Source organism: Hamadaea flava (assembly GCF_024172085.1).
Taxonomy (GTDB): domain Bacteria; phylum Actinomycetota; class Actinomycetes; order Mycobacteriales; family Micromonosporaceae; genus Hamadaea; species Hamadaea flava.
The window spans coordinates 5,780,983-5,806,744 of record NZ_JAMZDZ010000001.1; the positions used below are offsets into that span (position 1 = coordinate 5,780,983).

Annotated in this window: 20 protein-coding genes; 11 read left to right on the forward strand and 9 right to left on the reverse strand. The window is 69.1% G+C overall.

Annotated features, from left to right (window positions below; all coding sequences use genetic code 11):
- Window positions 1-70: 70 nt before the first annotated feature.
- The gene (locus HDA40_RS27185) at window positions 71-1,591 is read right to left on the reverse strand and encodes a glycoside hydrolase family 10-like protein (protein WP_253760638.1); all 1,521 of its coding nucleotides are present in this window, start codon (window positions 1,589-1,591) and stop codon (window positions 71-73) included.
- Window positions 1,592-1,779: 188 nt separating this feature from the next.
- Here HDA40_RS27185 and HDA40_RS27190 point away from each other — a divergent pair, with 188 nt between their 5' ends.
- The 4 genes from HDA40_RS27190 to HDA40_RS27205 all read left to right on the forward strand — a co-directional run bounded on the left by HDA40_RS27190 (window position 1,780) and on the right by HDA40_RS27205 (window position 6,291).
- Window positions 1,780-2,436: a GNAT family N-acetyltransferase gene (locus HDA40_RS27190; protein WP_253760639.1), complete on the forward strand. Its 657-nt coding sequence runs from the start codon at window positions 1,780-1,782 to the stop codon at window positions 2,434-2,436.
- Window positions 2,436-3,464, forward strand: coding sequence for a S66 family peptidase (locus HDA40_RS27195; protein WP_253760640.1), 1,029 nt, complete (start codon window positions 2,436-2,438; stop codon window positions 3,462-3,464). Before HDA40_RS27190 ends, HDA40_RS27195 begins: the two co-directional genes overlap by 1 nt.
- Window positions 3,465-3,504: 40 nt before the next feature.
- Window positions 3,505-5,907, forward strand: a complete 2,403-nt coding sequence (secA2, locus tag HDA40_RS27200; RefSeq protein ID WP_253760641.1) for an accessory Sec system translocase SecA2 — start codon at window positions 3,505-3,507, stop codon at window positions 5,905-5,907.
- A 69-nt stretch (window positions 5,908-5,976) separates the two neighbouring features.
- On the forward strand, window positions 5,977-6,291 hold the full coding sequence (locus HDA40_RS27205) for a YciI family protein (protein ID WP_253760642.1): 315 nt from the start codon (window positions 5,977-5,979) through the stop codon (window positions 6,289-6,291).
- 152 nt (window positions 6,292-6,443) lie between these two features.
- Here the strand turns inward: HDA40_RS27205 and HDA40_RS27210 are convergent, their stop codons facing one another.
- The 3 genes from HDA40_RS27210 to HDA40_RS27220 all read right to left on the reverse strand — a co-directional run bounded on the left by HDA40_RS27210 (window position 6,444) and on the right by HDA40_RS27220 (window position 12,240).
- The gene (locus tag HDA40_RS27210; protein ID WP_253760643.1) at window positions 6,444-8,174 is read right to left on the reverse strand and encodes an ABC transporter ATP-binding protein; all 1,731 of its coding nucleotides are present in this window, start codon (window positions 8,172-8,174) and stop codon (window positions 6,444-6,446) included.
- The gene (locus HDA40_RS27215; protein WP_253760644.1) at window positions 8,171-9,997 is read right to left on the reverse strand and encodes an ABC transporter ATP-binding protein; all 1,827 of its coding nucleotides are present in this window, start codon (window positions 9,995-9,997) and stop codon (window positions 8,171-8,173) included. The genes HDA40_RS27210 and HDA40_RS27215 overlap by 4 nt, the downstream gene beginning before the upstream one ends.
- An 83-nt stretch (window positions 9,998-10,080) precedes the next feature.
- The gene (locus HDA40_RS27220; RefSeq protein ID WP_253760645.1) at window positions 10,081-12,240 is read right to left on the reverse strand and encodes a DUF262 domain-containing protein; all 2,160 of its coding nucleotides are present in this window, start codon (window positions 12,238-12,240) and stop codon (window positions 10,081-10,083) included.
- A gap of 457 nt (window positions 12,241-12,697) precedes the next feature.
- Here HDA40_RS27220 and HDA40_RS27225 point away from each other — a divergent pair, with 457 nt between their 5' ends.
- Together HDA40_RS27225 and HDA40_RS27230 are read left to right on the forward strand one after the other, a co-directional pair.
- On the forward strand, window positions 12,698-13,843 hold the full coding sequence (locus tag HDA40_RS27225; protein ID WP_253760646.1) for a glycoside hydrolase family 12 protein: 1,146 nt from the start codon (window positions 12,698-12,700) through the stop codon (window positions 13,841-13,843).
- A gap of 66 nt (window positions 13,844-13,909) precedes the next feature.
- Entirely contained in the window at window positions 13,910-14,620 is a 711-nt protein-coding gene (locus tag HDA40_RS27230) for a helix-turn-helix domain-containing protein (protein WP_253760647.1), read from the forward strand.
- Here HDA40_RS27230 and HDA40_RS27235 read toward each other — a convergent pair.
- Complete coding sequence (locus tag HDA40_RS27235) at window positions 14,602-15,180, reverse strand: dihydrofolate reductase family protein (protein ID WP_253760648.1); 579 nt, start codon at window positions 15,178-15,180, stop codon at window positions 14,602-14,604. The genes HDA40_RS27230 and HDA40_RS27235 overlap by 19 nt on opposite strands.
- A gap of 117 nt (window positions 15,181-15,297) precedes the next feature.
- Entirely contained in the window at window positions 15,298-16,029 is a 732-nt protein-coding gene (locus HDA40_RS27240; RefSeq protein ID WP_253760649.1) for a hypothetical protein, read from the reverse strand.
- A gap of 149 nt (window positions 16,030-16,178) precedes the next feature.
- Between HDA40_RS27240 and HDA40_RS27245 the strand changes: the two genes are divergently transcribed.
- Together HDA40_RS27245 and HDA40_RS27250 are read left to right on the forward strand one after the other, a co-directional pair.
- The gene (locus HDA40_RS27245; RefSeq protein ID WP_253760650.1) at window positions 16,179-16,583 is read left to right on the forward strand and encodes a YciI family protein; all 405 of its coding nucleotides are present in this window, start codon (window positions 16,179-16,181) and stop codon (window positions 16,581-16,583) included.
- Entirely contained in the window at window positions 16,583-17,809 is a 1,227-nt protein-coding gene (locus HDA40_RS27250; RefSeq protein WP_253760651.1) for an RNA polymerase sigma factor, read from the forward strand. Before HDA40_RS27245 ends, HDA40_RS27250 begins: the two co-directional genes overlap by 1 nt.
- A 17-nt stretch (window positions 17,810-17,826) precedes the next feature.
- On the opposite strand, the gene HDA40_RS27255 is transcribed toward HDA40_RS27250, so the two are convergent.
- Window positions 17,827-18,975 (reverse strand): MFS transporter, encoded by a 1,149-nt coding sequence (locus tag HDA40_RS27255; RefSeq protein WP_253760652.1) that lies wholly within the window; start codon window positions 18,973-18,975, stop codon window positions 17,827-17,829.
- 99 nt (window positions 18,976-19,074) lie between these two features.
- Between HDA40_RS27255 and HDA40_RS27260 the strand changes: the two genes are divergently transcribed.
- A complete protein-coding gene (locus tag HDA40_RS27260; RefSeq protein WP_253760653.1) occupies window positions 19,075-20,133 on the forward strand; it encodes a DUF5937 family protein in 1,059 nt (352 codons plus the stop codon).
- 49 nt (window positions 20,134-20,182) lie between these two features.
- On the forward strand, window positions 20,183-21,730 hold the full coding sequence (locus HDA40_RS27265) for a hypothetical protein (protein ID WP_253760654.1): 1,548 nt from the start codon (window positions 20,183-20,185) through the stop codon (window positions 21,728-21,730).
- Here the strand turns inward: HDA40_RS27265 and HDA40_RS27270 are convergent.
- Window positions 21,678-22,955 carry an FAD-binding oxidoreductase gene (locus HDA40_RS27270; protein ID WP_253760655.1) on the reverse strand — a complete coding sequence of 426 codons (1,278 nt, stop codon included), beginning with the start codon at window positions 22,953-22,955 and terminating at the stop codon, window positions 21,678-21,680. The two genes, HDA40_RS27265 and HDA40_RS27270, sit on opposite strands and share 53 nt — an antisense overlap.
- Window positions 22,956-22,993: 38 nt before the next feature.
- Window positions 22,994-23,473 (reverse strand): RrF2 family transcriptional regulator, encoded by a 480-nt coding sequence (locus HDA40_RS27275; RefSeq protein WP_253760656.1) that lies wholly within the window; start codon window positions 23,471-23,473, stop codon window positions 22,994-22,996.
- Between the two features lie 134 nt (window positions 23,474-23,607).
- Between HDA40_RS27275 and HDA40_RS27280 the strand changes: the two genes are divergently transcribed.
- Window positions 23,608-25,743: an MMPL family transporter gene (locus HDA40_RS27280; protein ID WP_253760657.1), complete on the forward strand. Its 2,136-nt coding sequence runs from the start codon at window positions 23,608-23,610 to the stop codon at window positions 25,741-25,743.
- The last annotated feature ends 19 nt before the right edge of the window (window positions 25,744-25,762 follow it).

Genomic DNA, 25,762 nt, shown 5'->3' on the forward strand with positions numbered 1-25,762 from the left:
TGGGCGGGCTTGGAGTTCGCGGAGGAGGACCCGGTGATCGTAGGCGATGATCACCGGTTGACGCAGTACGTCAGGCTCGGCTTTCGTTCCAGGACCGGTCGAGGGCCGTCACGCAGTAGCTCGTGCCACCCGTTTTGGCCGCCGCGGCGTCCTGCCACGAGTGCGTGCCGCTCGGCACGGTCGCCACGAGGACCCCGTCGCGATACACCGCGTACCGGTACGCCTTCGGGCCGGATTCGGTGGGACGCCACGTGACCATGGTCTTCTCCGCCGTTCGGCGTACCACCAGGGTGGGAGCGAGCGGCGGATCGGCCTTCAGCCGCGCCGAGACCGGGATGAGCGCGGGCGTCGCGTTGTGCGCGTCGCGGTAGCGCGTCACCGCTCCCAGCTTGTTCGTGCGGACGCTTTTGGCGCTGAAATGGATGCTGCCGAGCACACCCGACTTCTGGTTGAGCGCGATCTGCCGATCCAGTTCCGCTGGATCCTTCCACACGCCCGCGTTGTTGATGCGGTAGTCCGCCTGTCCGATGTAGAGATGCACGTCAGTGCCCTTGACCACCTCGGTCCACCAGCGCAGCAGTATCGCGTAGTCGGCGATCTTGAAACCGATGTACCAGTAGAGCTGCGGCACGATGTAGTCGAGCCAGCCCTCCTTGATCCAGGTACGCGTGTCGGCGTAGATCGCGGAGTAACTCTCCAGCCCCCGGGTGGCCGAGCCGCGGCGGTCGCTGTCGTCGTTGCGCCAGATGCCGAACGGGCTGATCCCGAAGCGCACCCACGGCTTGACCTGCTTGATCCGCTCGTACGTCTCCTTGACGAGCAGGTTGACGTTGTCGCGCCGCCAGTCGTTCTTGTTCTTGCCGCCGCCGTACCTGGCGTAGCTGGCCTGGTCCGGGAACTCCTGCCCGGTCTTCGGGTACGGGTAGAAGAAGTCGTCGAAGTGCACGCCGTCCAGGTCGTACTTCTCGACCGACTCCAGGATCGAGTCCTCGACCCACTTACGCGCCTCCGGAATCCCCGGATCGAAATACGCGTGCTTCTCCTCGCCGGCCTTCAACGGGTAGGTGACCGTCCACTCAGGATGCGGGTAGCCCGCCGGGACGACGGGATCCTGGCTCGCCTTGTACGGGTTGTACCAGGCGTGGAACTCCAGGCCCCGCTTGTGCGCCTCGTCCACCGCGTACGCCAGCGGGTCCCAGCCCGGATTCGTGTTGTCCTTCCGGCCGGTGAGCCAGTAGGAGAACGGGGCGAATCCGCTCGGCCAGAAGGCGTCACCGCTGGGGCGTACGTGGACGAAGATCGCGTTGTGGTTCATCTTCACGGCGAGATCGAGCCACTGCTGATACTCGGCCTTGACGGTCGCCTCCGGCAGACCCGGGCGGCTCGGCCAGTCGATGTTGCGTACGGTGGTCAGCCACATGCCCCGCAGCTCCCGGGGCGCGGTCTGGCCGCAGGCATTGCGATTGACGACCGCCTCGGCGGCCTGCTCGCCGATCGCCCGGCCGGGCCGGCTCACATCGGCCGCCGCCCACAGCCCCAAGCTCCCCACCAGGGCCAAGGCTGTCGCCGCGAACACCCACCTCGCGCGCATTGGCGGACTCTATCCGGAGTTCGCCCCCACCGCATGGGTTGACCGCGGCGATCTCCGCCGCTTTGTGATCTCCGGTGGGCCGTGCACCTATCCGTGCGGCCGATAGGTGCGCCATCCACCGGAGATCACCAGCCTTCGCCACGGGGAAATCGGTGGCTGGGGCGGGGTGGGGCTGGCAAGATCCACATATGGACGTGGTGGCGCGGGCGCGACAGCTCTGGGAAGTCTTGGCGGATCGGCCGGGGAGCTTCCCGGGGTCGGGAACGGCGATCGTCGTCGCGCCGACGTCCAAGCTTTGCCCGCCTGGTTGGTGCGGCACGGTGACGATCGGCGGCGCGACGCTCGTGACCTGCCCGGATGAGGCTTCGGCCCAGGCGATGCGTACCACCGGCGAGTGGGACGACCTGGCGGCGCGGACCCTCGGCCCGGCGCATTTGGCGTACCTCGATCCGGCACGGTTCCGCCCGGCCGGCTCGGCTGACGCGGTGGCGAAGGACGAACTGCGCGGCCTGCTCGGCGTGGTGGACCAGGCGGATGTCGACGAGTGTGGCCTCGAAGAGATCGACAGTCTCGCGTACACGCTGGAAGCGAAGGGTGAGATCGTCGCGGCCGCCGGCTATAAGCGCTGGCCGGACGACATCGCGCACCTTTGCGTTCTCACCCACCCCGAGCACCGCGGGCGCGGTTTTGCGCGCCGCGTCGCCTCGGCCGCCGTCGAGGCCGCGCTGTCCGAGGGCTTGTTCGGTCAGTGGCGGGCCCGGCCCGTGGCCAGCCGCAAGGTCGCGGCGGCTCTGGGATTTCAGGATATTGGTACGCAGTTCAGCCTGCGTTTGAAGGAGCGATGATGATCAGGTATCCCGCGCCGCTGCGCCCCGGTGACCGGATCGGAGTCACCTCGCCGTCGAGTGGGGTGCAGGAGCGGTTCCGCCCGCGGCTGGATTTCGTGCTCGCGGATCTGGCGCGGCGCGGCTACGCGGTGACCGTCGGCGAGTGCATGGACGGTTCCGGGATCGTGTCCGCGCCGGCGGCGCAGCGGGCGGCGGAGTTGACGGCGATGCTGACCGACCCGGGCATCGGGGCGGTCGTGCCGCCGTGGGGTGGTGAGCTGGCGACCGATCTGCTGCCGCGGCTCGACTTCGCCGCGATCGCCGAGTCGGACCCGGGCTGGCTGGTCGGCTACTCCGACATCTCGACGCTGCTGCTGGCGATCACGACGCGGACGGGTGTGGCGACGCTGCACGGGCAGAACCTGATGCACACGCCGACGCAGCGGCCGGACGGGATCACGCACTGGCTCGACGCGCTGGCCGCCGGGCCGGGTGCGGTGCTGGAGCAGCGCGCGTCGACACATCACAAGGCGCCCGGCTTCTACAACATCATCGAACAGCCCGACCTGGTCGAGGCGAACCTGGATCAGCCGGGCTCGTGGCGGCTGCTCGATCCGGGAGCCGGACCCGTCCGGGTGGCCGGGCGGCTGATCGGCGGCTGCGTCGAGACCGTCGTCTGCCTCGCCGGTACGCCGTACGGGGATGTGCGGGCGTTCGCCGAGAACCATGCGCCGGAGGGGCTGATCGTCTACGTCGAGGTGTGCGAGCACGCCGCCGCCGATGTCGCCCGGGAGCTGTACGGATTGCGGCTGGCGGGCTGGTTCGACCGGGCGAACGCCATCCTCGTCGGGCGTACGGACGCCCCGGCGGCGGGCTCGTTCACCCAGGACGACGCCGTACGCTTCGCGTTCGGCGATCTGGACATTCCGGTCATCCTCGATGTGGACTGCGGACATGTCGCGCCGGAACTCGCCCTGGTGAACGGTGCTCTCGCCGAGGTCGTCGTCGACGGCGCTGACCAGCGGATCGTTCAGACCTTGAAGTGAGGGCTCCACTGGACGGCCATCGCCTTGTACCTTTGCGGGCATGGGTCTCGCCACGAAGTTCCGCCAGAAGCTGCGTACGTTCATGCAGCGCCCCGGATCCACCGTCAGCCTCGCCCCGTTCGAGGCCCTGCTGCCTCGGATCGAGGAGCTGGAGGAGGAGCTGAAGGCGCTGTCCGACGACGAGCTGAAGGCTCGGGCGCTGGAGCTGGGCGACCGGCTGACCGGCGCTGGGGAGACGGAGGACAGCGAGCCCGAGGAGTCCCCGGAGTACGTGGACTCGCTCCAGCGGGCCCAGCCGGTGATGATCCACGACGACGACCTCGTCGAGATCTGCGCGCTCGGCCGGGAGGCCGGTCGGCGGGCGCTCGACGAGCGCGCCTTCGACACGCAGCTGCTGGGCGCGATGTCGATGCTGGCGGGCACGATCGTCGAGATGGCCACCGGTGAGGGCAAGACCCTGGCCGCCGCGATCGCCGCGTTCGGGTACGCCACCCGCGGCGCGCGCGTGCAGATCATGACGGTCAACGACTACCTGGCCCACCGGGACGCCGAGTGGATGCGCCCGGTCTACGACCTGCTCGGCATGACCGTCGGCTCGGTCGGCGAGGGCTCGACGCACGAGGAGCGCGTGGCGGCGTACGCGTGCGACGTGACCTATGCGTCGGTCAGCGAGGCCGGTTTCGACTTCCTCCGTGACCAGCTCGTCACCTCCAAGGACGACGAGGTGATGCCAGGTCTGGCGACGCTGATCCTCGACGAGGCCGACTTCATCCTCATCGACGAGGCCCGGGTGCCGCTGGTGCTGGCGGGCAGCGTCGAGGAACTGGTCTCGCCGGCGCAGAAGGCCGCCGAGATCGTGGCGAAGATGGAGAAGGCCCGCGACTTCATCCGGGTCGAGGGCGGCCGCAACGTCCAGCTCACCGAGGCCGGCGCGCGCCTGGTCGAGCGCGAATGGGACGGCATCGACCTGTACGCCCAGGACAACCTCGACAAGCTGACCGCGATCAACCTGGCGCTGCACGCACGCGTACTCGTGCACCGGGACGTGGACTACATCGTGCGGGACGGGCAGGTCCAGCTCGTCGACAGCGTACGCGGCCGGGTCGCCCAGCGTCGCCGCTGGCCGGACGGGCTGCAGGCGGCGGTCGAGGCGAAGGAGGGCGTGCACTCGACGGCCGAGGGCGAGATCCTCGCGACCATCACCGTGCAGGGGTTCGTCGGGCTGTACCCGACGGTCTGCGGCATGACCGGAACGGCCGTCAACGTCGGCGACGAGCTGCGGGAGTTCTACCGCCTCGAAGTCGCGGTGATCCCGCCGAACACCCCGTCGATCCGTAACGACGACGAGGACCGCGTCTACGCCACCGCGGAGGAGAAGGAAGACGCGATCATCGCCGAGGTCGCCGAGGCGCACGAGCAGGGCCGCCCGGTCCTGATCGGCACCCTCGACGTGGCCGAGTCCGAGCGGCTGGCCCGCTCGCTGCGGGAAGCCGAGATCGAGTGCGTCGTCCTCAACGCCAAGAACGACGCCGAAGAGGCGGCGATCATCGCCGAGGCCGGCGCCCTGGGCCGGGTGACCGTGTCGACGCAGATGGCCGGCCGCGGCACCGACATCCGCCTCGGCGGCCGGGACGAGCGCGACCGGGACGAGGTCGTCGAGACGGGCGGCCTCTACGTCATCGGAGCCGGCCGGCACGACAGCCGCCGCGTCGACGACCAGCTCCGCGGCCGCGCCGGCCGCCAGGGCGACCCCGGCGGCTCGGTGTTCTTCGTCAGCCCCGAGGACAGCCTGATCGTCCGCAACGGCGAGCCGTTCACGGCCAACGTCGCCGCCGACGGCCGGATGACCGGCGCCGAGGTCGACTACTCCGTCAGCCACGCACAGAAGGTCTCCGAAGGCGTGCACTTCGAGATCCACCGCAACACCTGGAAGTACGGCGTACTCGTGGAGCGGCAGCGGCAGCTGCTGGCCGCCAAGCGCCGGGAGCTGCTCAACACCGACCTCGCCGCGCGGTGGGTTCTCGAAGCCGACAAGGAGCGCTACGACGAGATCGCCGACGCCATCGGCGACGAGGAGACCGAAGAGGCGGCGCGCTCGATCGCGCTGGCGCACCTCGACCGGGCCTGGGCCGACCACCTGGCGATGCTGTCCGACGTACGCGAAGGCGTCCACCTGCGTGCCCTCGGCCGCCAGGACCCGCTCGACGAATACCACCGGGTCGCCATCCCGGCGTTCAAGGAGCTGACCGAGGGCATCCAGACGAGCACGGTCGAGACCTTCGCCGAGGCGGAGCTGACCGACCCGGACTGGGACACGTCGGCGGCGGGCCTGCCCCGCCCGACGGCGACCTGGACCTACATGGTGCACGAGAACCCGTTCGGGTCCGAGATCGAGCGGTTCGTCTCCGCGATGGCCCGGGCGCTGCTCGGCAAGCGCTCCTGACCCGTTTTCGCAAGGCGCCGGATCCCGTAAACAGGTCCGGCGCCTTCGTGCAGGTGCTGCACTTGAATTATGGCTAAGTACCTGATTCTGTACCGCGCCGACAAGACCATGAACGAGCAGATGAGCGGCTCCACCCCGGAAGAGATGAAGGCCGGGATGGACGCCTGGAACGCCTGGGCCGGCAAGGCCGGTTCCGCGATCGTGGACTTCGGCAACCCGACCAACCCGGTCGACGACGCCGGTGGCGGCCAGCCCGTCGGCGGCTACTCGATCCTGGAGGCGACCGACACGGACGCGCTCGACCAGATCCTGGAAGGGCACCCGCACGCGGCGCAGGGCGGCACCATCGCCATCTACGAGATCATGCCGATGCCCGGCATGTAACGCACTCTTTCGTTTCCTGCAGATCAGGGGTATGCAGCCTTCGAGGGCCCATGATCACATGCATATCCCTGATCTGCAGCCATAAGTCCGCCGGCCGAGCGGAGCGAGGCGCGCGGAGTGGGCGGAGCGAGGCGCGCGGGTCGGGCGCGGCGTCAGCCGTGCCAGGAGCGCCAGAGCGAAGCGTAGGCGCCACCCGCGCGTACGAGGTCGTCGTGGCTGCCTAGTTCGCTCACCCGGCCCCCTTCCAGCACCGCGACCCGGTCGGCGTCGTGGGCGGTGTTCAGCCGGTGCGCGATCGCGATCACCGTCCGTCCTTCGAGGACGGCGGCCAGCGCCCGTTCGGTGCGGCGGGCCGTCGTCGGGTCGAGGGCGGCGGTCGCCTCATCGAGGATCAGCGTGTGCGGATCGGCCAGGACCAGCCGGGCCAACGCCAGTTGCTGCGCATCCGCCGGGCCGAGCGTACGCACACCGTCGCCGAGTTCGGTGTCCAAGCCGTCCGGGAGGTCGCCGTACCAGTCGGCGCCGACGGCGACCAGCGCGTCGAGCATGTCGTCGTCGGTCGCGCCGGGCGCGGCGAACGCCAGGTTGTCCCGCAGGCTGCCCATGAACACGTGATGCTCCTGTGTCACCAGCGCGATCCGGCGACGCCGTTCGGCCGGGTCGATCTTCGTCACGGCGAGCCCGCCGAGCGTCACCACGCCTTCCCGCGGCGCGTCGATCCCCGCGAGCAGCCGGGCCAGCGTCGACTTGCCCGCCCCGGACGGACCGACGATCGCCAACCGCTCCCCTGGGCGTACCGCTAGATCTATGCCGTGCAGCACGTCGTGGCCGTCACCGTAGGCGAAGCGCGCGCCGCGCACGATCAGCTCGCGCTGGTTCGAGGCCGGAACCTCGCCGCGGGGCTCGGGCGGCACCATGCCGACGCCCAGCACGCGCGCGAAGGACGCGAGCCCGCGCTGGGCTTGTTCGAGCCAGATCATCACGCGGTCGAGCGGGTCGATGGCCTGCTGGACGTAGAGCGTGGCGCTGACGACGACGCCGAGGCTGAGCCCGTGCCGCATGAAGAACCCGCCTGCCAGCAGCATGGCGGCGGCGGGCAGTGCGTAGCCGGCCTCGACGATCGGGAAGAACACCGAGCGCAACGCCAGCGTCCGCCGCCGCGCCTGCCACTGCCGCCCGATCTTCTCGGTGCCGTGCGCCACGCGCTCGTCGGCCAGGCGCAGGGCCTCGACGGTGCGGCCGCCCTCGGCCGTCGTGGTCAAGGCCTCGGTCAGCTCGGACGCCGTCTCACCTTCCATGAGGTACGCCGGACTCGCCCGGCGCAGATACCACCGCGCCACGGCAGCAGTGGTGGGTACGCCGGCCAGGGCGACCAGTCCGAGCGGCGGATCCATGACGATCACGGCGCCGAAGATCAGCAGCAGTTGGATGGCGGAGATCAGCAGCGTCGGCACCACCGTACGCACGGTGTTGCCGACCGTGGCGACGTCGACCGAGCTGCGAGTGGCGAGATCACCGGTGCCGGCCCGTTCGACCGCCGAGACCGGCAGCGCGAGCGTACGCGCGACGAAGTCCTCGCGGAGCCGGGCGTTGGCCCGCTCACCGAACCGATGCCCGAGGTACTGCGCCTGTCGCGACACGAGCACCTGGACCAGTACGCACGCGCCGACCGCCAAGGCCATCTTGTCCACATCGGAAGCGCCGGCGCCCTTGCTGACGGCGTCGACGATCCGGCCGATCAGGAACGGTCCGCCCAGGCCGGCGACGGCCGCCACGACATGCAAGGCGATCGCGGCGGCGACGACCTTCTTCTCCCGCCGAGTCAGGTCCGCGGTCTCGCGCCAGACCGTCTTGCGGTCGGCGACCGGAAGCCCCTTCTTCATCGCGCCGCCCCCGTCGTCTCGTCCTCGGAGTCCCGGGCGACCAGCGCTCGGTAACCGGATTCCTGGTGAAGCAGATCCTCATGCCGCCCGCACGCGACGACCTTCTTCTGCGCGATGTAGGTGACCTCGTCGGTGCCGGCGAGCAGCAGGGGAGATGTCGCGAACACAACCGTCGTACGCCCTTCCCGGTGGTCCCGGAGACGGGCGGCGATCCGAGCCTCGGTGTGCGAGTCGACCGCCGACGTCGGGTCGATCAGGATCAGCACCTCCGGTTCGGCCAGCAGCGCTCTCGCGAGGCGTACGCGTTGGCGCTGGCCGCCCGAGAGGTTGCGGCCCCGGCTGTCGATCGGCTCCGCCAGCCCGTCCTGGAGGGACTCGACGACGTCGTCCGCGGACGCCGTGTGCACTGCTCTCGCGATCGCCCCCTCTGCTTGTTTTGGCGCTGGATCAGGGTTCTGGGTCGAATCTTGGGCCTTGATTCGACTTAGAACCCTGATCTGCTGCCCATCCATTTGCGGGCCGCCGGTGCCGGTGAGGATTTCGCGGAGCGTGCCGGCGAACAGGTACGACTCGTGGTCGGCGACCAGGATGCGTTCGCGTACCTCGGCCAGGTCGATGCTCGTGATCGGCAGCCCGCCCCAGGTCGCCGTCTGCTCGGCGGGATCGGCGGAGAACCGGCCGAGCCGGTCGGCGATCGCCACCGCCTCGCCCGGATCGTCGCAGGCCACCCCGATCATCCGGGCGGGCTGGACGGTCAGCCCCGACTGGGGATCGTGCAGCTCCGAGTTCGCCTTCGGCCCTGGTTCCTGCCCGGTCGAGCCCACCTCGTCCGGTTCGATCCGCAGCACGTTGATCATGCGTCGCGCGCCGACCATGCCGCGTACGGCCATGTAGCCGCCTTCGAGCAGGAACCACACCGGCACGATGAGGATCGCGACGTAGCCGTAGACCGCGACCAGTTCGCCGACGGTGATCTCCCCGGTGGCCGCCATCCGCGCGGCCAGCCACACGACCGCGGCCAGGAACAATCCCGGGATGCCGACGGTCAGCGCCTGCACCCAGCTCATGATCGATCCGACCCGGTAGCCCTTGTCCAGCAGCGTCTGGGAGCGCTCGGCGTACCGGCGCAGGAACAGGTCCCGGCCGCCGACGCCGGCGAGCACCCGCAGCCCGGAGACGATGTCCCCGGCACGGGCGGTCAGGATGCCCAGCTCATGCCGGTAGCTGCTGTCCACGCCCTGCAGCTTCGACAGCAGCGGCCAGACGAAGGCCGCGACCACGGGCACGCCCAGCAGCACGAACAGGGCCAGCATCGGGTTCACCGACCAGAGCACCACCGCTGCGACGGCGTACGCCAACACCGCGCCGACGCCCGGCCCGGTCATCGTCAACGCCCACGAGATCTGCGTGATGTCCGTGCCGCCGACAGTCGCCACCTCACCCGAGGTGATCTTCTTCGGCAGCACCGAGCCGACGCGCGTGATGTGCTTGAGCAGCACCTGAGCCGACCGGGCGGTGGCGTCCTCCCGGATGAAGGTCATCGTCCGGTGGCGGGTGATCCCGAGCCAGGCCAGCACCATCCCAGCCAGCACGATCGTGCCGACCCAGAACAGCAACGCCTCGGTGTCACCCGTACGCAACCCGTCGTCGATCGCGCGGGCGATCAGATACGGGCGTACGGACAACCCCACCATCCAGAGCGTGCCGACGACACTTCCTCGCAGTACGCGGGCCTTCTGAGCGGTGACGAGCCACCAGAGGTAGCGGATCGGGCTTCGGGTGTCGGGGACGCCGGGATCGGGGTGGGGGAGGCGTGGGGGCATGATCTCAGGCTACCGAGCCCGTCATGTGCCGTTCACACCCATTTCGCGTACGGCGAAGGGTGCGGTCAGGCCCTGCACGAGCTTCAATCGCGAACGAGCGTGACCTGCTCGGCCGTCAGATCGGCGCCCTGAGGTCGAAAGCCTGCGGCTTTGATGGCTTTTCCGAGCGAGTTCTGATGGTCGTACCAATAGGGCAGATGCCGCCGGGCAGACGGTGGAAGGAGTTGGCCGAGTACGTCCTCCATCTCGGTGAACGTCAGCGGAAGCGTGTCAGCCGTCTGTGCTTTGAGCCATTCGGTTATGGGCTGATATTTGCTCGTGTGCCCATTCGTCGAAGACTCAACGTCGGCCAGTTCCGCCGTAGGAAGCGCGTCCAGCTCAGCGTTGGCCAAAATGACCACACTTGGCAGCTCCTGGCTCGGCCTGAGCCAGATTTCCGTGAGCACCGTCGCGAGCTTGGCCGTACGCTGCTGGACGGCGGCGTCGTTCCACCGCTCAGCAGCCATCTCTACTATGTCGGCATTGATCTTCAGCGTGCTGTGCCGGAGGAGTTCCGACCGTTTGCCGCTGTTCCCTAGCTTCCGGCTCTGGGCGCTGGCGTCCGTCCAGGGGCGGTTGGACAAGGCGGGATTGAGCTTGTTGTTGACCAGCGTCAGGTTGCCCAGCGTGTGGAGCAATTGATCCCGTTTTGCTGGGTCGATGTCCGGGTCCAGGTCGGGTGCCCAATGTTCACGCCACGCCTGAGGCATGACGTGCTCGATGGTAAGTCCTCTGGGGCACCCCGGCTGCTCGCTCTTGTCGGTGCGCCGGTGATCCTCAATCGCCTCCAGAAGCATCCGGAGACGCCCGCGCAGCAGGGCCTTGTAGGCCGGCATCGAGGTGAGCGCTTCCACGACCATCGCGTCCGTCGGCCACAATCGCGAGTCGGCTGTCTGTGCTAGGAGGAAGGCTTCTGTGACGTCGCCCGCCGAACTCGGTTCTGCGTCGGCAAGCCGCTGAAGCAGATCGATGATCAGTCGATTGATGTCCTTGCTGGTCAAGCGGCAGACCGCCCGGCGAATCAGCCAACTCTCCAGGGCGGCGAGCGCCTTGTCTCGTTGGGCGACAGTCAGAGCGCCAGCGGGTTGACGCAGCAGGGCCAGCAGGAACGGTGTGACGACTGCCGAATCGAGAGCTTGAATCGCGCGATAGTGGAAGCGGCCGACCGCGGACCGTGCGGGGTGGGAATCCAAGGCCCGGTAGATGGCAGCGTCCTGGGCCAGTTCGGCCAGGATCGGTTCGATCGCAGGCTGGCCGGAGACAAGGTGGTCTCGGAACTCTACGAAGATGCGGTCGGCAGGCACTTCGTGCCGAAGGTGCATGACCAGCCAATAGTTGACGAAGATATCGATGCGTGGGATGTACTGGCGACCCCGAGCCACCTTCTGCCGCCAGTAGTCGCTGTCCAGTTCGCGCCAGTAACGGTTGTACAGCTCGGCTGTGTCGAGTCCTTGGCCGGCGGCGGTTTGGAAGACGAGATTCTTGATCAGGTCCGCCGCGAGAAGCGGCGCGCCTCGGTGGTTGAGCGTCTCGAAGATCACCTGAGCGTTGTCGCCGGGTTCGAGATCTATCACGACCATCTTGAGGTGCTCGCGAAGGGTCAGCGCAAGCGCCCTTATGCGAGCGATCGTCCGGTCGGCGTCGTCGGGCACTACCGCCCATTTCTCGATGGCCTTGGTGAAGAACTGATGTGCTCGCGCGACAGGACTGCTCTCGAGGTCAGGTGGAACGTCCGTGGAGTTGTCCATCGCCGCGAGGAACGCGTCCTGATCCCGATCCGTCGGCCAGACCTTGTAGACCTCGTAAGGATTGGGAGTGATCGCTGACTCGTTCAGGACCAGAACCTTTAGCGCCTGCGCGTCGATGGCTGCGCCGTGTCGGGAAGCTACCCACTCCGCGGCGTCCAGCATCAGCTGGAGTGTTGTGAGGCGCTGCTGTCCATCCACCACATGGCGTACGCCGATGTAGCCCGTCGGCGTCGGCGGTTGATCGAGGACGATCGCGCCGAGAAAGTGCACTGGCGGCTGCGGCGTTCCATAGCCGACTGGCCCGGCGAGCAGCTGTTCGGCGATGCGATGAACGTCGTCCCACAGTGGAGCCCACTGGTCCTCCTCGGACCAGACGTAAGGACGCTGGAATAGCGGAACCACATAGCGAACCTGGTTGCCGAAGATTGCTGCCGGAGTTAGCGTTCGAGCTTGCATCCGTTGCCCTCCCACGTGAGGCGACCAGGCGCGCGTTCGTGCGCGCTCGGCGAAATCATGAGCCACGTGACGATATGCGGTCGTCATGTCGGCCGTGCACCGATCATCGGCCGCGCGTGGTGTCCATTTCGCCATTAATCGCACGACATTGGTGCCGAGAACTACCCGAGTCGCTCGGTTGACTATGGCCGCGTGCGAGGCCCGTAGAAGACCCGTCTTGTACACAGCGCGGGCATCGTGCCATCCCGACGCCTGCTGGGTTGTCGCCTCCGGAACAGTGGGCGCGGGCAGCGATTGACCTAGCATCGACGAACTTATAAGTTTAACGTCACGACAAACTCAATCGTGGTCTACCAGGGATGTTGCTGGCCATTTCGTCGCCGTCGCCGTTGCGATGCACCACGTGCACCGCCGCCCAACGACGCCCCGCGCCGACCACCTCGTGGAAGGTCAAGTCATGCGTAGACGTGCTTCCGCCGCCCTGGCGGGTGTGGCGGCGCTGGTCGCCGCGACCGGAGCCGCGGTGATCACCGCGCTCCCGGCGTCGGCCGCGGCCGGCTGTACCGTCCAGTACTCGGTCTCGTCCCAGTGGCCTGGCGGTTTCGGGGCCAACGTCGCCATCACCAACCTCGGGAGCCCGATCTCCTCGTGGACGCTGGTGTGGTCGTTCGGCGCCGCGCAGACCGTCACCCAGTACTGGAACGCGACCGTCACCCAGAGCGGCTCCACGGTCACCGCCAAGAACGTCAGCTACAACGGTTCGCTCGCCACCAACGCGTCCACCTCGTTCGGCTTCAACGGCTCGTGGAACAACTCGTCCAACCCCGTGCCGGCCAGCTTCACCCTGAACGGCACTGCTTGCACCGGCACCGTCACCAGTTCGCCGACGCCCTCGGCGACGTCCGCCTCGCCGACGGCGTCCCCGAGTCCGAGTTCGAGCGGCTCCACGGGTGTGCCGTCGGATGCCGCCTGGGTGGCCACCGGGCAGTGGGACAGCTGGACCAACAACGGGTACACGCTGAACAACGACGTCTGGGGCTCGGGTGCCGGACCGCAGACGATCTGGGCGCGTACCGGGACGAACTGGGGAGTCATCGCCAACCACCCGAGGACGTCCGGGGTCAAGGCGTACCCGCACACCGGGAAGACGATCAACCGGACGATCAGCTCCCTGGCCAGCCTCACCACCTCGTTCAACGTGAGCGTGCCGGGCGATGGCGACTGGGAGACCGCGTACGACATCTGGGCCAACAACTACGCCTACGAGGTGATGTTGTGGACCAACAAGAACGGCGCGGTCGGGCCGATCGCCGACTCGTACGACTCCAACGGCGCGGTGCCGTCGTTCACCAACCTGAGCGTCGGCGGCCAGACGTGGAACGTCTACAAAGGCAACAACGGGAGCAACGCGGTCTTCTCGTTCCTGCGGACGAGCAACACCAACTCGGGCAGCATCGACGTGCTGGCCGTGCTGAAGTGGCTGCGGACCCAGGGCTGGTGGGCCGACGTGACCGTCGGCGACGTGCAGTTCGGCTTCGAGCTGTCCGGAACCGCCGGCCAGCAGGCCTTCACCTGTAACAGCTTCGCGATCACCTACAGCTGATCCGATCCCCGCCGCAGCGCGCACGAGTCTCCCCGCCAGGAGAGGAGTCCTCCTTATCCTGGCGGGGTGACGTTGCGATTCGAGACTCGCGGGTCCGACTCGCCGTGGATCGACACCGTGTGGACCTGCACCAGCGATCAGGTCACCGAGATGACCTCCGTCGCGGGGGTCTGCTGGGGTCTGGTGTTCTGGGAACGCGAAGGCGACGCGTACGCGGCGATCACCGGCCCGGAGACGAGCGCCGGAACCGCGCCGGTGCCCGAAGGCGCGACCTTCGTCGGCATCGAGTTCGCGGTCGGCACGTCGCTGCGCGCAGTCCCGGTGCCGGTGCTCGTCGGCGGCGGGATCGGCCTCCCCGACGTCACGCGAAGAAGCTTCCCCCTCGATGGAGTGCGCTGGGAGCGGCCATCCGCCGATGACGCCGAGGCACTGGTGGAGCGCCTCATCCGGGCCGGGGCCGTCCTCCGCGACCCGCTGGTCAGCGAGGTACGCCGAGGCCATCCCGCCGACGTGTCAGCGCGTACGCTCGAACGCCGGTTCCGGTCGACGACCGGGCTCACCCAAGGCGCCGTACGCCAGATCGAACGGGCGCGGACGGCGGCGGCGCTCCTGGCAGCGGGAACGCCGATCGCCGACGTCGTCTTCGCGCTCGACTACTTCGACGCGCCGCACCTGGCCGTCGCGCTGCGCCGCTACATCGGGCGTACCGCCGTGCAACTTCGCGAGGGCGACGGTGGCGCGATCGCCTTGGACCTCGGTCAGCGGGTCACGTCGTAGATCACCTTCATGATCCCGTTCGGGTACGCCTGCGACTCGCGGAGCGTGAGCATCTGCTTCTCGCGGTCGGACCGGCTGAACACGCTCTTGCCGTCGCCGAGCAGGATCGGGAAGACGAGCAGGTTGTACTGGTCGACGAGACCGGCGTCCGACAGGCGCCGGGCGAGTTCGGCGCTCCCGTGGATGAAGATCGCACCGCCCTCGCCCTGCTTGAGGGCGGCGACGTCGTCGGCCGAGCGCAGGATGGTCGTCGGACCCCAGCCGTCGACGACCGCGTCCTCGCCCAGCGTGCTCGACACCACGTACTTGGGCAGCTCCTTGTAGGCGGCGTGGTCCTCCGACTCGCGCCAGGTCGGCGCGAACGCCTCATAGCTGCGCCGGCCGAACATCAGCGCGGAAGTGTCGGCCAGTTCGTCACCCTTGAGGGCGAACGCCTCGGGCAGGAACTCGATGTCCTTGAACACCCAGCCGCCGCTGCGGTGCTCCTCGCCCGGCCCGCCGCCGGGGGAGTCCACCACACCGTCGAGGGACATGAACCCGGTGTAGACCAGCTTGCGCATCTGCCGTTCTCCTCACAACTCACGCGGCGTCGGTCGACGCGCTGTCGGGGCGTGACTTGACGATGCTAGAAGCCGGGCGCCGGAGCCGTCTTGTACGGAAACGACACGCCACCTGTTTCAAGAAGAAAGCCAGGCCCTCATGCGCTGCTCGGCCTTGGCCGTGAGCCGCTCCATCGACGCCGGCTCCGCTGACCAGCCCATCTCCCAGCCGGTCTCGTAGAGCACGGTGACCACGTTGCCGACGCGCACCACCGCGATCAGGCGGATGTCCTTGCCGCCAGTGAGCTTGCCGTCGATGTCCCGGGTCGGATACGCCCGCTCGAAGAGGAGCGATTCATCGCCGTGCTTGGGCCCGGTCAGCAGCCGGTTCGTGTAGGTGTAACCCTCGAGCGTCTCCTGCGGGCACGCCTCGACGGCAGCCTTGATCTCGGCGACCAGCCGAGCGCCGCCTTCACTGGTGTAGCTGCTGATCGTCTGCTGGATCGTGCCGTCCGGGGTGTTGTCGAGCGGCGTACCGGGGTTGTAGTAGCGCATCGTCCGGGTCTGCCGGACCTGCCGGACCGCGTCGCTGGCGTACCGCGCCTTGCACAGCGGCGGCAGCATCGGTTCCGAGATCACCGCCGGCCCGTCGGTGGACCGGGTGTCTTCCTTCTGCAGGAACGCCTTCGCCGGAATGGTCTTCGGGCCCGATCGCGTGGCCGGCGAGGACGACGGGGAGGCGGAGGGCGCCGCCGAGGTCGCGGTCGCCGTGGGCGAAGCCGGCGTGGCCGCCTGTTCGCGATCACAGCCGGCGACGATGACGGAGGCCAAGGTCAGCAGGGCGAGGCTGTAGCCGGTGGTGGTCTTCATCGTCATACTCCCCACGAGGTCTTCTATATAGATAGCTCACGGGAACAAGTGCCGAAGATTTTCCTTGGGCCGTGTCGATCCGTGGGCCGCTCGTTCGACCTGTGGGTGCGAGGGCCGAAGGGCGGCCCCGCCGGACGAGGAGAAACGCGATGTCGAAGTACATGCTGATCATGCGGGGCACCGACGAGTCGAACGCGGCCTTGATGGCCGGCTTCGAGGAGCTGGCGGCTTCGACGTATCAGTACATCGAGGAGCTGGTCAAGGCCGGTGTGTTCCTCGCGGCCGAGGGGCTGGACGATCCCGGCCAGAGTGTCGTGATCGACTTCAACGGCGCTGCCCCGGTCGTCACGGACGGGCCGTACGGCGAGACCAAGGAGCTGTTCGGCGGTTACTTCATGATCGATGTCGCCTCGAAGCAGGAGGCGGTCGAGTGGGCCAAGCGGATTCCGGCGGTGACCGGGTCCAAGATCGAGGTACGCCGCGTGGCCGGCGACGACGAGATGCCGGCGTTCGTCGAGGAACGGGCCGACAGCGAGACCACCGGCCGGATCTGATGGATGCGGCTGACGTCGAGGCCGTCTGGCGGATCGAGTCGGCGCGGATCGTCGCCGCGCTGACTCGGTTCACCGGGGACTTCGGGCTGGCCGAGGATGCCGCCCAGGAGGCGGTGGCCGAGGCGTTGGTGTCGTGGCCCGTGGAGGCGCCGAGCAGTCCGGCCGGTTGGCTGATGGCCACCGCTCGGCGGCGGGCCATCGACGCGATCCGCCGCCGGGCCGCCCTCCAGGACCGGTACGCCCTGCTGGCGGCCGAACCGGAGGCCGCGTTCGGCGTCGAGGAGGAGGCCGACCCGGATCGGATCGACGATGACATCCTGGCGCTGATGTTCGTCAGCTGCCATCCGGTGCTCTCGCCCGAGGCCCGGGTGGCGTTGACGCTGCGGGTGGTCGGCGGCCTGTCCAGCGAGCAGATCGCCCGCGCGTTCCTCGTGCCGGTGCCAACCGTGCAGGCCCGGATCACCCGGGCGAAGAAGACCATCGCAGCGGCCGGCGTGCCGTTCGAGCTGCCACCAGCCGACCAACGCCGCGAACGACTCGGCGGCGTACTCAGCGTGCTGTATGTGATCTTCACCGAGGGGTCGACGGCCACCTCCGGCGACCGGCTGGTCCGCCCCGACGTCGCGTACGAGGCGATTCGGCTGGCCCGCACGCTTGCCGCGCTTCAGCCGGACGAGCCGGAGGTGTACGGTCTGCTCGCGTTGTGCGAGCTGACGGCCGCGCGCTTCCCGGCTCGGACCGCCGCCGACGGGTCGCCGATCCTGCTGGAAGATCAGGACCGGCGGCGGTGGGACCGCTCCGCGATCCGCCGCGGACTGGCGGCGTTGGCCAAGGCCTCGCCGCGCGGTCTGGGTCCCTACGGTCTGCAGGCCGCGATCGCCGCCGCCCACGCGACGGCGCCGTCGGTGGAGGCGACCGACTGGGACCGGATCGTGGTCCTCTACGAGGTGCTCGGCCGCGTCGCGCCCTCGCCGGTGGTGGAGCTCAACCGGGCCGTCGCCGTGGCCATGGCTTCCGGTCCGGCGCAAGCCCTGGCCATCGTGGACGAGCTGATCGCCTCGGATCGGCTCCCTGGTTCCCATTTAGTGCCGACGGTACGCGGAGAGCTGCTGGCCAGGCTCGGCCGGCGGCCGGAGGCGCGTGCCGAGCTGGAATTGGCAGCCCGGCTTTGCACGAACGAGCGCGAACGTTCGGTGCTGGTACGCAAGGCGGCCGCATTGGGCTGACGAGGCACCCGAGCGGGTCAGGCGTTGACGCCGGCGGAGAGCTGCTGGGCAGATGAACGTCGGCGGCCCACGGCCAGAGCCGCTGCCAGGGTCGCCACCGTGAGGCATCCCCACAGCAGGGCCGGGCTGACATCGAGCAGTCCCATGAGCGCGGCCGGGGCGCAGGCCATGCCGAGCCCGGTGGAAAGCTGGAAGCGCACCAACGCGCGGCCCACCTGCGCGGGCGGCGTGGCCGCGATCACCAGGGCGGTTCCGCTTCCGGTGTAGAGGATCTCGCCGAGCGTGTAGACGACGCCGACCACTGCGATGGCCGTAGCTCCCACCGCCTCGCCCGCCCAGAAGCCCAGATAGGACAGGCCGAGCACGACCCCGGCCGCAGCCCACACCGTTCCGCGGGCCCAGCGCGACAACCACTTGACCAGGGGTACCTGAAGCGCGATCACCAGCACTGTGTTGGCGACGAACAGGGCCGCCGGCCAGGCAGCGCTGGCGTGCATCCGGGTCACGAGCAACGCCGGCAACACCACCTCCAGCACGCTGAAGCACATGGCGAAGGGGAGGTTGGCCACGAGCAGCCCGGCCATGCTGGGCGGCGTACCGGGGTCGTGGTCGTGCCTCGACTCGACGGCGGTCACTCGGGTCGACAGCGCGAGGCCGCCCGCAACGAGGAAAGCCACGGCGGTGCCGGCCAGGAGGCCGGTCAGAACGTTCCCACCGACGGCCACGGCGAGCATCGCCAGTAGTGCGCCCGAGCCCATCCCGGCATTGCGTACCGATCTCGTCATCGCGAGCGCGGCATCGCGTTCCCGCCCCTGTCGGAGCGCTGCCACCACCGCCGCGTGCGCTGCCGGGAACGCCTGACCGCCGATGCCCAACAGGGCCGAGGCGACAGCGAACGCCGCCAGCCCATTGCCGGTGAGGAGGACGGCCACCCCGACGACGCGGACGAACAGCGCCGTCGCGACCGTCGCCGACCGCGCCCCGCGGTCGATCCACCGTCCCACGAGGGGGAGCACCGCAAGCCCGGCCAGCGAGCCGACCGACAGCGCGACGCCGGCCTGGCCGACCCCCAGCCCGAGCACGGTCACGGCGTAGAGCACCAGGAACGGCCGAAGTATCCCGCCGCCCACCGAATCGACCACCAGGGCCGCCACATATCTGCGCACGCCGTCGAATCTCCCCGCGCGTACGCCGGGAGGCCCGTGGGTTGACGGGGATCGTCAACTCACGGGCGGTTGGGCGGAGTGGCGAGCACTATTGGCAGCGTGGCCATCTCGATCGACATCACCGGCGTGCCGCAGGAGCGATTCCTGTTCGCGCCGTCCCCGCTGGCCGAGCTGACCTCGATGCTGCACGCGCTGTCCGAGCCCGGCCATCACCCGGCACTGCACGGCTGGATCACGGCCACCTCCGCCGCACTCAAGCCGGAACTCAGCGAGCGCATGATCGAGGCCGACTTCCTCTGGCGGTCCTCCCGGGCCGACTTCTTCGTGCCCAGCCGGCCGAAGGCCACGCTGGCCGAGGAGCTGGACGAGGTCGACCAGCTCGACGACGAGGCGTACGTGTTCGCCGCGTTGATGACGACCAGCTGCGGCTCGGCACCGCTGTACCGCCGCTTCTCGCGCGAGAAGGCACTGGAACGGGCGTCGGCCCGTGGTCCTCGGCAAGCCGAGTTCGCCGAGCGCCTGCTCGCCGACCCACCACGGGTGCGGACCTGGGTACGCCGCCTGCTCGAAGACTGCGAACAGGCGTTCTTCGCCGAATCTTGGGCGCGAGTGCAGAACCAGCTCGCCGCGGACTCCCGGCACAAAGCGGATCTGTTGGCGCACCACGGTCTCCCGGCCATGCTCACCGCCGTGTCACCGTCGATCTCGCTGCAAGACGACCGGATCGTGGTCGACAAACTCCAGGACAACGCGACGACCGCGTACGGGGCCGGGATCACCTTCGTTCCGACGGCGTTCGGCCACCCCCACCTGCTGGTCGTGCACGCCCCGGGCTGGCGGCCGGTGATTCAATACCCGGCCGCCCAACCCGGTCTGCCACACCCGATCTCGCTCCAGGACGTGCAGCGGCGCATCGACGCCCTCGCACACCCGGTGCGGCGCAGGCTCGCCCGCACGATCGCGCGCGGGCCGCACACCACCGGCGAGCTCGCCGACGCCTGGCAGCTGACCGCGCCCGAGGTCTCCCGGCACCTGGCGGTGCTCAAACAAGCCGGGCTGGTGACGGTCAGCCGACGCGGGCGATATGTGCTCTACCAACTCGACCTCGTGGTCTGCGCCCGGCTCGGCGCAGACTTCGTCGAGGCGATCCTGCGCTAGTCGCGCTGTCCTCGTCGGTCCACCACCGCTGAGCGATACAGTGCAGCGAGTGAGCCATGATGCCTGGCTGATATCTCTGCCTTCGCCCATTCCCACGATGCTCGGCCTGGCCAGGAACCCAGCGACACCCGTCGAGCTGTTGTTGCGCTTGCTGGACGAGCACCCCGATCAGGCTCGCGTCGGTCTGCTCCGACGTCCGCACCTTCCGGCACCGGTCCAGGTCGCGATGCGGAGCCATCCCGACCCCCGGGTTCGTGGCGCCCTGGCGACCCACCTGGATGCTGAGCCTCGGCATCGGGCCGCCTTGCTGGCCGATGCGGACTGGTTGGTGCGAGTCCGCGCGTTCAGGCGGCACGGGCAGCGCCCCGTTCCTGATGATGCGTTGACGCAGCTGTTGACCGATATCGACGACGGCCCGGCGGACGTGCCGGCAAGCCGCCACGAGCTCTTTACGGAGTTCTTCATTTCCGGGGGGTTCCGGGTCGACCTCATCCGGCTGGCCGCCACCCATCATCGCCCGGGCGTACGCCGGGCCGCGGCCGGCAGTTTCGGCGCGCTCGACGAATCGACCCAGAACGCGCTACTGGCCGACGTGGCGGAAGAAGTCAGGCAGGCGGCTGCCGCGAGTGTGGCGTACGACCGTCAGATCATGCGGCCCGACGATCTACCGGAGTTGCGGGGTCACACCTATTTCATGGTGTTGCAGCGCACGCTGTCGCCCGAGCTCGCCCGTCAAGTCGCAGCCGGGGACGACATGGCGGCCATCGAATTCGTGGCCGGCAACCGGACGACCCCGCCGGACGTGGTCGAGGCGCTGCTGGTGCACTCCGACGTGGCCGTACGCCGAGCGGTCGCCAAGCGCCAGGATCTCACCGAGGAGCAGCTGACGCGGCTGATCGCAGACCCCGACGTGGCCGTACGCACCGAGGTCTCCGCCCATCCGAGCCTGACCGAGCCGCAACGGGCACTCGTGGACATAGATGTGGATTCCGTGTCGAGCGGCGACTTCGGCCCGGCGTCGGGAAATGTGCGAGTGTCACTGGAAAGCCGCTGGAGCGACGAAGACGTGTTGCGCTGGGCCCGGTCTGTGAATCCGTTGTTACGCCGACAGGCGGCCTACGACTCGCGGCTGCCGCTCGACGTCGTGCTCGACCTGGCGAACGATGCCGACCTCGGCGTACGCACCATTCTCGCGTTCCATCATCCCGAGGCCCCGCCAGAGTCGCTGCTGCGCTGCTACCTGGAGTACCGGGGTCGCGGGCGTGCACAGTTGATCGAACTGCCGCAGTTCCCGACCGCAGGGCTTGCCCACTATGCCGAAGATCCCGACCCGACCCTGCGGCAGTTGGCGCCCCGCGATCCCGATGCCGATCCGCTGCTGGTGGAGCGCCTTGTCATCGACCCCGAGCCGCCGGTGCGGCAAGCCGCGGCGGCCGGTCCGCGACTGCCCATCGCCCGGCTCGTGGCTCTGTTGGGCGACCCCGAACTGGCCGAGGTCGCCGCGACGAATCCCAGTCTGCCGGTGAGCGAGATGCGCCGAATCCTCACACCGGGAAGTTCGAGCGGAACAGCTGGCCCGGGTCGACCTGGCTCTTGATCTGCCGCAGGCGCTCCACCACCTCGGGGGTGAAGGCGTCGGCGACGGTCTCGGCCGGGTTGAGGAACGTGAACGGCTTGCGGCCGCTCACCGGCAGCGTCTCGGCCAGCGCCGCCTGCTTCACCAGCACGCCGGCGGGGTCCTGCGCGAGGCCGAACAGGTAGAGCGCGTACGGCTCGGTGAGGGGTCCGTGCGGGCTGTCGGACGGCTGGGCGAACGCGCCGCCGAGGTGGCGTACTTGGACGCTGAGCAGCGGTGCGATCGGCTCGGCCAGCAACGTTTCGTCGAGCGTGGTGAGCAGTTCGGCGCGGGACAGCCCCGCGCTGGGGTCGGTGGGTTCGCCGGTGATGCCGCCCAGTTCGGCCACCGTCATCACGCGCCGAGTGTCCGCGATCGGCTGCGGCAGCCGGTCCAGCTCCGCGATCAGGTCACGCGCCTCGGCCTCCGGGCCGAGGTGGGTGAGGTCCACGGTCACCATCGGGTCCGCGCCGGGGAAGTGGACCAGGTTGAACCACAGCGTCAGCTCGTCGGGGGCTTTATCCACGATCTGCTGGTACGCCGAGAGCACGGCGGAAGCGTGCGCCCCGGCCCACATCATGCGCCCCCCGTAGACGTGCGGTGCCGGGTGCAGCTCGAGTTCGAGCGCGGTGACGACGGCGAAGTCGCCACCACCGCCGCGCAGCGCCCAGAACAGGTCGGGTTCGGTGTCGGCGGTGATGTGTCGTCGGCTGCCTTCGGCGTCGACGATGTCGAAGGCGCGGACGCTGTCGGCGACCCAGCCGTGCTTACGCCCGAACCAGCTCAGTCCGCCGCCGAGGGCGACGCCGGTGACGCTGACGACGGGGGAGCTGCCGGGCAGCCCGGTCAACCCGTACGCCGCCGCGGCCTGCTGGAGCCGGCCGGACGAGACGCCGGCACCGATGCGGGCGCGCCGGTTCCCGGCGTCGATGTCCAACGCATCGAGCCGCCGAGTACGCAGGAGGACCGTCCCGTCAGTACGCCCGGTGGCGCCGTGCCCGTTGGGCTGGGTGGTGAGGGTGAGCCCATTCGCGCGGGCGTAGCGGACCAGGTCGGCGACGTCGGCTGCGTCGGCGGCTTCGACGACGGCGTCCACCGGTTGCTCGACGGCACGGTTCCACGGCAGGCGGGTGGTGTCGAAATCAGCCTCGCCCGGCAGCCACACCTTTCCGCGTACGACATGGTGAAGATTCTGGATATTTGACATCTAGGATAACCCCCTGAGAAGTGGCCGCGCGGAGCTGGTCAGGCGCGCAGCGCCGTGAATCTGTTGACCGTGTTGCCGGGTGTAGCCGGATAGCGCTGCTCGACCTGGGCCTTGAGCCCGGCGAGCGTCTGGCCGGCCAGCTCCTTGCGCCAGGCCAGATCGGCCCGGCTCATGGCTTGTGAAACGAGGCAGGACTGGCGGTAGTCGACGGTGGGATCGGCCCCCGGGCCCTCCTTGAGCAGCTGCTCGCAGCGGAACGCCGCGTCGGCGCCCTCGATGGCTACGACGATGTCGAGCAGGGTGATCGTCTCCGGGCTGCGGGCGAGCTGGAAGCCGCCGCGCGGACCGGAGGTCGACGTGACGATGCCGGCTCGCGCCAACGCCTGCAACTGCTTGTTCAGGTACGCGGCCGGCAGGCCGTAGAACGCGGCGAGCTTGGCGGCCGGAACCGCCTGCCCCGACGGCAGCCAGGTCAGGTTGAGGCAGCTGTGCACCGCCCACTCGACGCCCTCGCTCATCCGCATATCCTGGACAGTACATGTCCAGAATAGGTTGCGCAACCATCTTGGCAAGCCGGAGCGGAAGCCGACGACCATGGTCGGTCGGGGCGTAGCCTCGGCGGGGAGGGGTTGAGCGCCTCAACGGGGGAAGCATGACGAGATCCATCGTCGGCTTGATCACGCATCGCCGGGCTAAGTACGGCTTCATCATCTTCTGGCTGATCGTCGTCGCGGTCGCCGGACCGCTGGCGGGCAAGCTGACCGACGTCGAAAAGAACGAGGCCAAATCCTGGCTGCCGGGCAGCGCCGAGTCGACCAAGGCGCTGGACGCCCAGGCCGCCTTCGCGTCGCCGAACACCCTCCCGGCCGTGGTCGTCTACGAGCGGCCGTCCGGGCTGACCCCGGCCGACCAGCAGAAGATCGCCGCCGACGCGCAGACCTGGTCGGGCCTGAGCGAGCTGGACGGCAAGGTCGTCGGCCCGATCCCAGCACAGGACGGCCAGGCCGCGGAGATCATCATCCCGCTCGACCTGGGCGAGGAAGGCTGGAACAAGGCCGCGGCGGCGGTCGAGGGGATCACCGCGACCGCCCGGACCGGCGCGAACGGCATGACGGCCTACGTCACCGGCCCGGCCGGCATCGCCGCCGACTCCAGCAAAGCCTTCGAAGGCATCGACTCCACACTGCTCTACGGCACGATCACGGTAGTCGTGGTCATTCTGCTGCTGACCTATCGCAGCCCGGTGCTGTGGCTGTTGCCGGTGATCTCGGCCGGCGTCGCACTGACCGTCGCGCAGGCGGTGATCTACCTGCTGGCCAAGAACGCCGGGCTCACCGTGAACGCGCAGAGCGCGGGCATCCTGACCGTGCTGGTCTTCGGCGCGGGCACCGACTACGCCCTGCTGCTGGTCGCCCGATATCGGGAAGAGCTGCGTAAACACGCCGACCGGCACGCGGCGATGGCGGTGGCGCTGCACCGGGCCGGCCCGGCGATCATCGCCAGCGCGTCGACCGTCGTCGTCGGCATGCTGTGCCTGATGTTCGCCGAGACCAACGCGACCCGCGGCCTCGGCCCGGTCGCCGCCATCGGCATCCTCGTCGGCCTCGCCGTCATGCTGACCCTGCTCCCGGCACTGCTGACGACGGTCGGACGCTGGGTCTTCTGGCCCAAGCGGCCGGCCTTCGGCTCCCGCGAACCCACCACCACCGGGTTCTGGGCGAAGATCGGCGCGGGCATCGCCAGGCGTGCCCGGCTCACCTGGATCGTCACGACCCTGGTGCTGGCCGCGCTCGCCGTCGGCATCGTCCAGCTCGACGCGAGCGGGCTCACGAACGCGCAGTCGTTCCGCGGCAACCCGGACTCGGTCGTCGGGGAAGAGACAGTGTCCCGGCACTTCCCGGCCGGCGCGGGCAACCCGGTCGTCGTCGTCAGCGGGGCCGGGCAGGCGGATGCGGTACGCGCAGCGTTCGCCGGCACGAGCGGCATCGACCCCGCCAGCGTCACCCCACCGGTGATCCGCAACGGAACCGCGTACGTAGAAGGCACGCTGACCGCCCCGGCCGACAGCCAAGCCGCGTACGCGACGGTCGACCGCGTACGCGACGCCGTGCACGCAGTCCCCGGCGCGGACGCGTTGGTCGGCGGCAACACCGCGATCAACCTCGACGTCCAGCGAGCCGCCGAACACGACCGCAACCTGATCATCCCGATCGTGCTGTTCGTGGTGTTCCTGATCCTGATGATGCTGCTACGGGCGGTGATCGGACCCGTCCTGCTCATCGCGACCGTCGTGCTCTCGTTCGGCGCCGCCCTGGGCGCGAGCGCCCTGGTCTTCCGCCACATCTTCGGCTTCGAAGGCGCGGACACGTCCCTGCCGTTGTTCGTCTTCGTCTTCCTGGTCGCGCTGGGCATCGACTACAACATCTTCCTGATGACCCGCGTACGCGAAGAGTCGACGCGGCACGGAACCCGGCGAGGCGCACTGGTCGGCCTGGCCGCGACCGGCGGTGTGATCACCTCCGCCGGTCTGGTGCTCGCCGGCACCTTCGCCGTCCTGGCGACCCTGCCGCTGACCGGATTCGCCGAGATCGGCTTCGCCGTCGCCTTCGGCGTCCTGCTCGACACCATCGTCGTACGCTCGGTCCTGGTCACCGCCCTGAACCTGGACCTCGGCCGGCACATCTGGTGGCCGAGCCGATTGGCCCGGCAACCCGACGTGCCGGCCGAACAGGCGGCAGCCGAGGCGATGCGATCGCCCGCACCAGGCCCCGCCGCCCGCCTCGACTAGCTCTGCTTTCGGCGCCGGA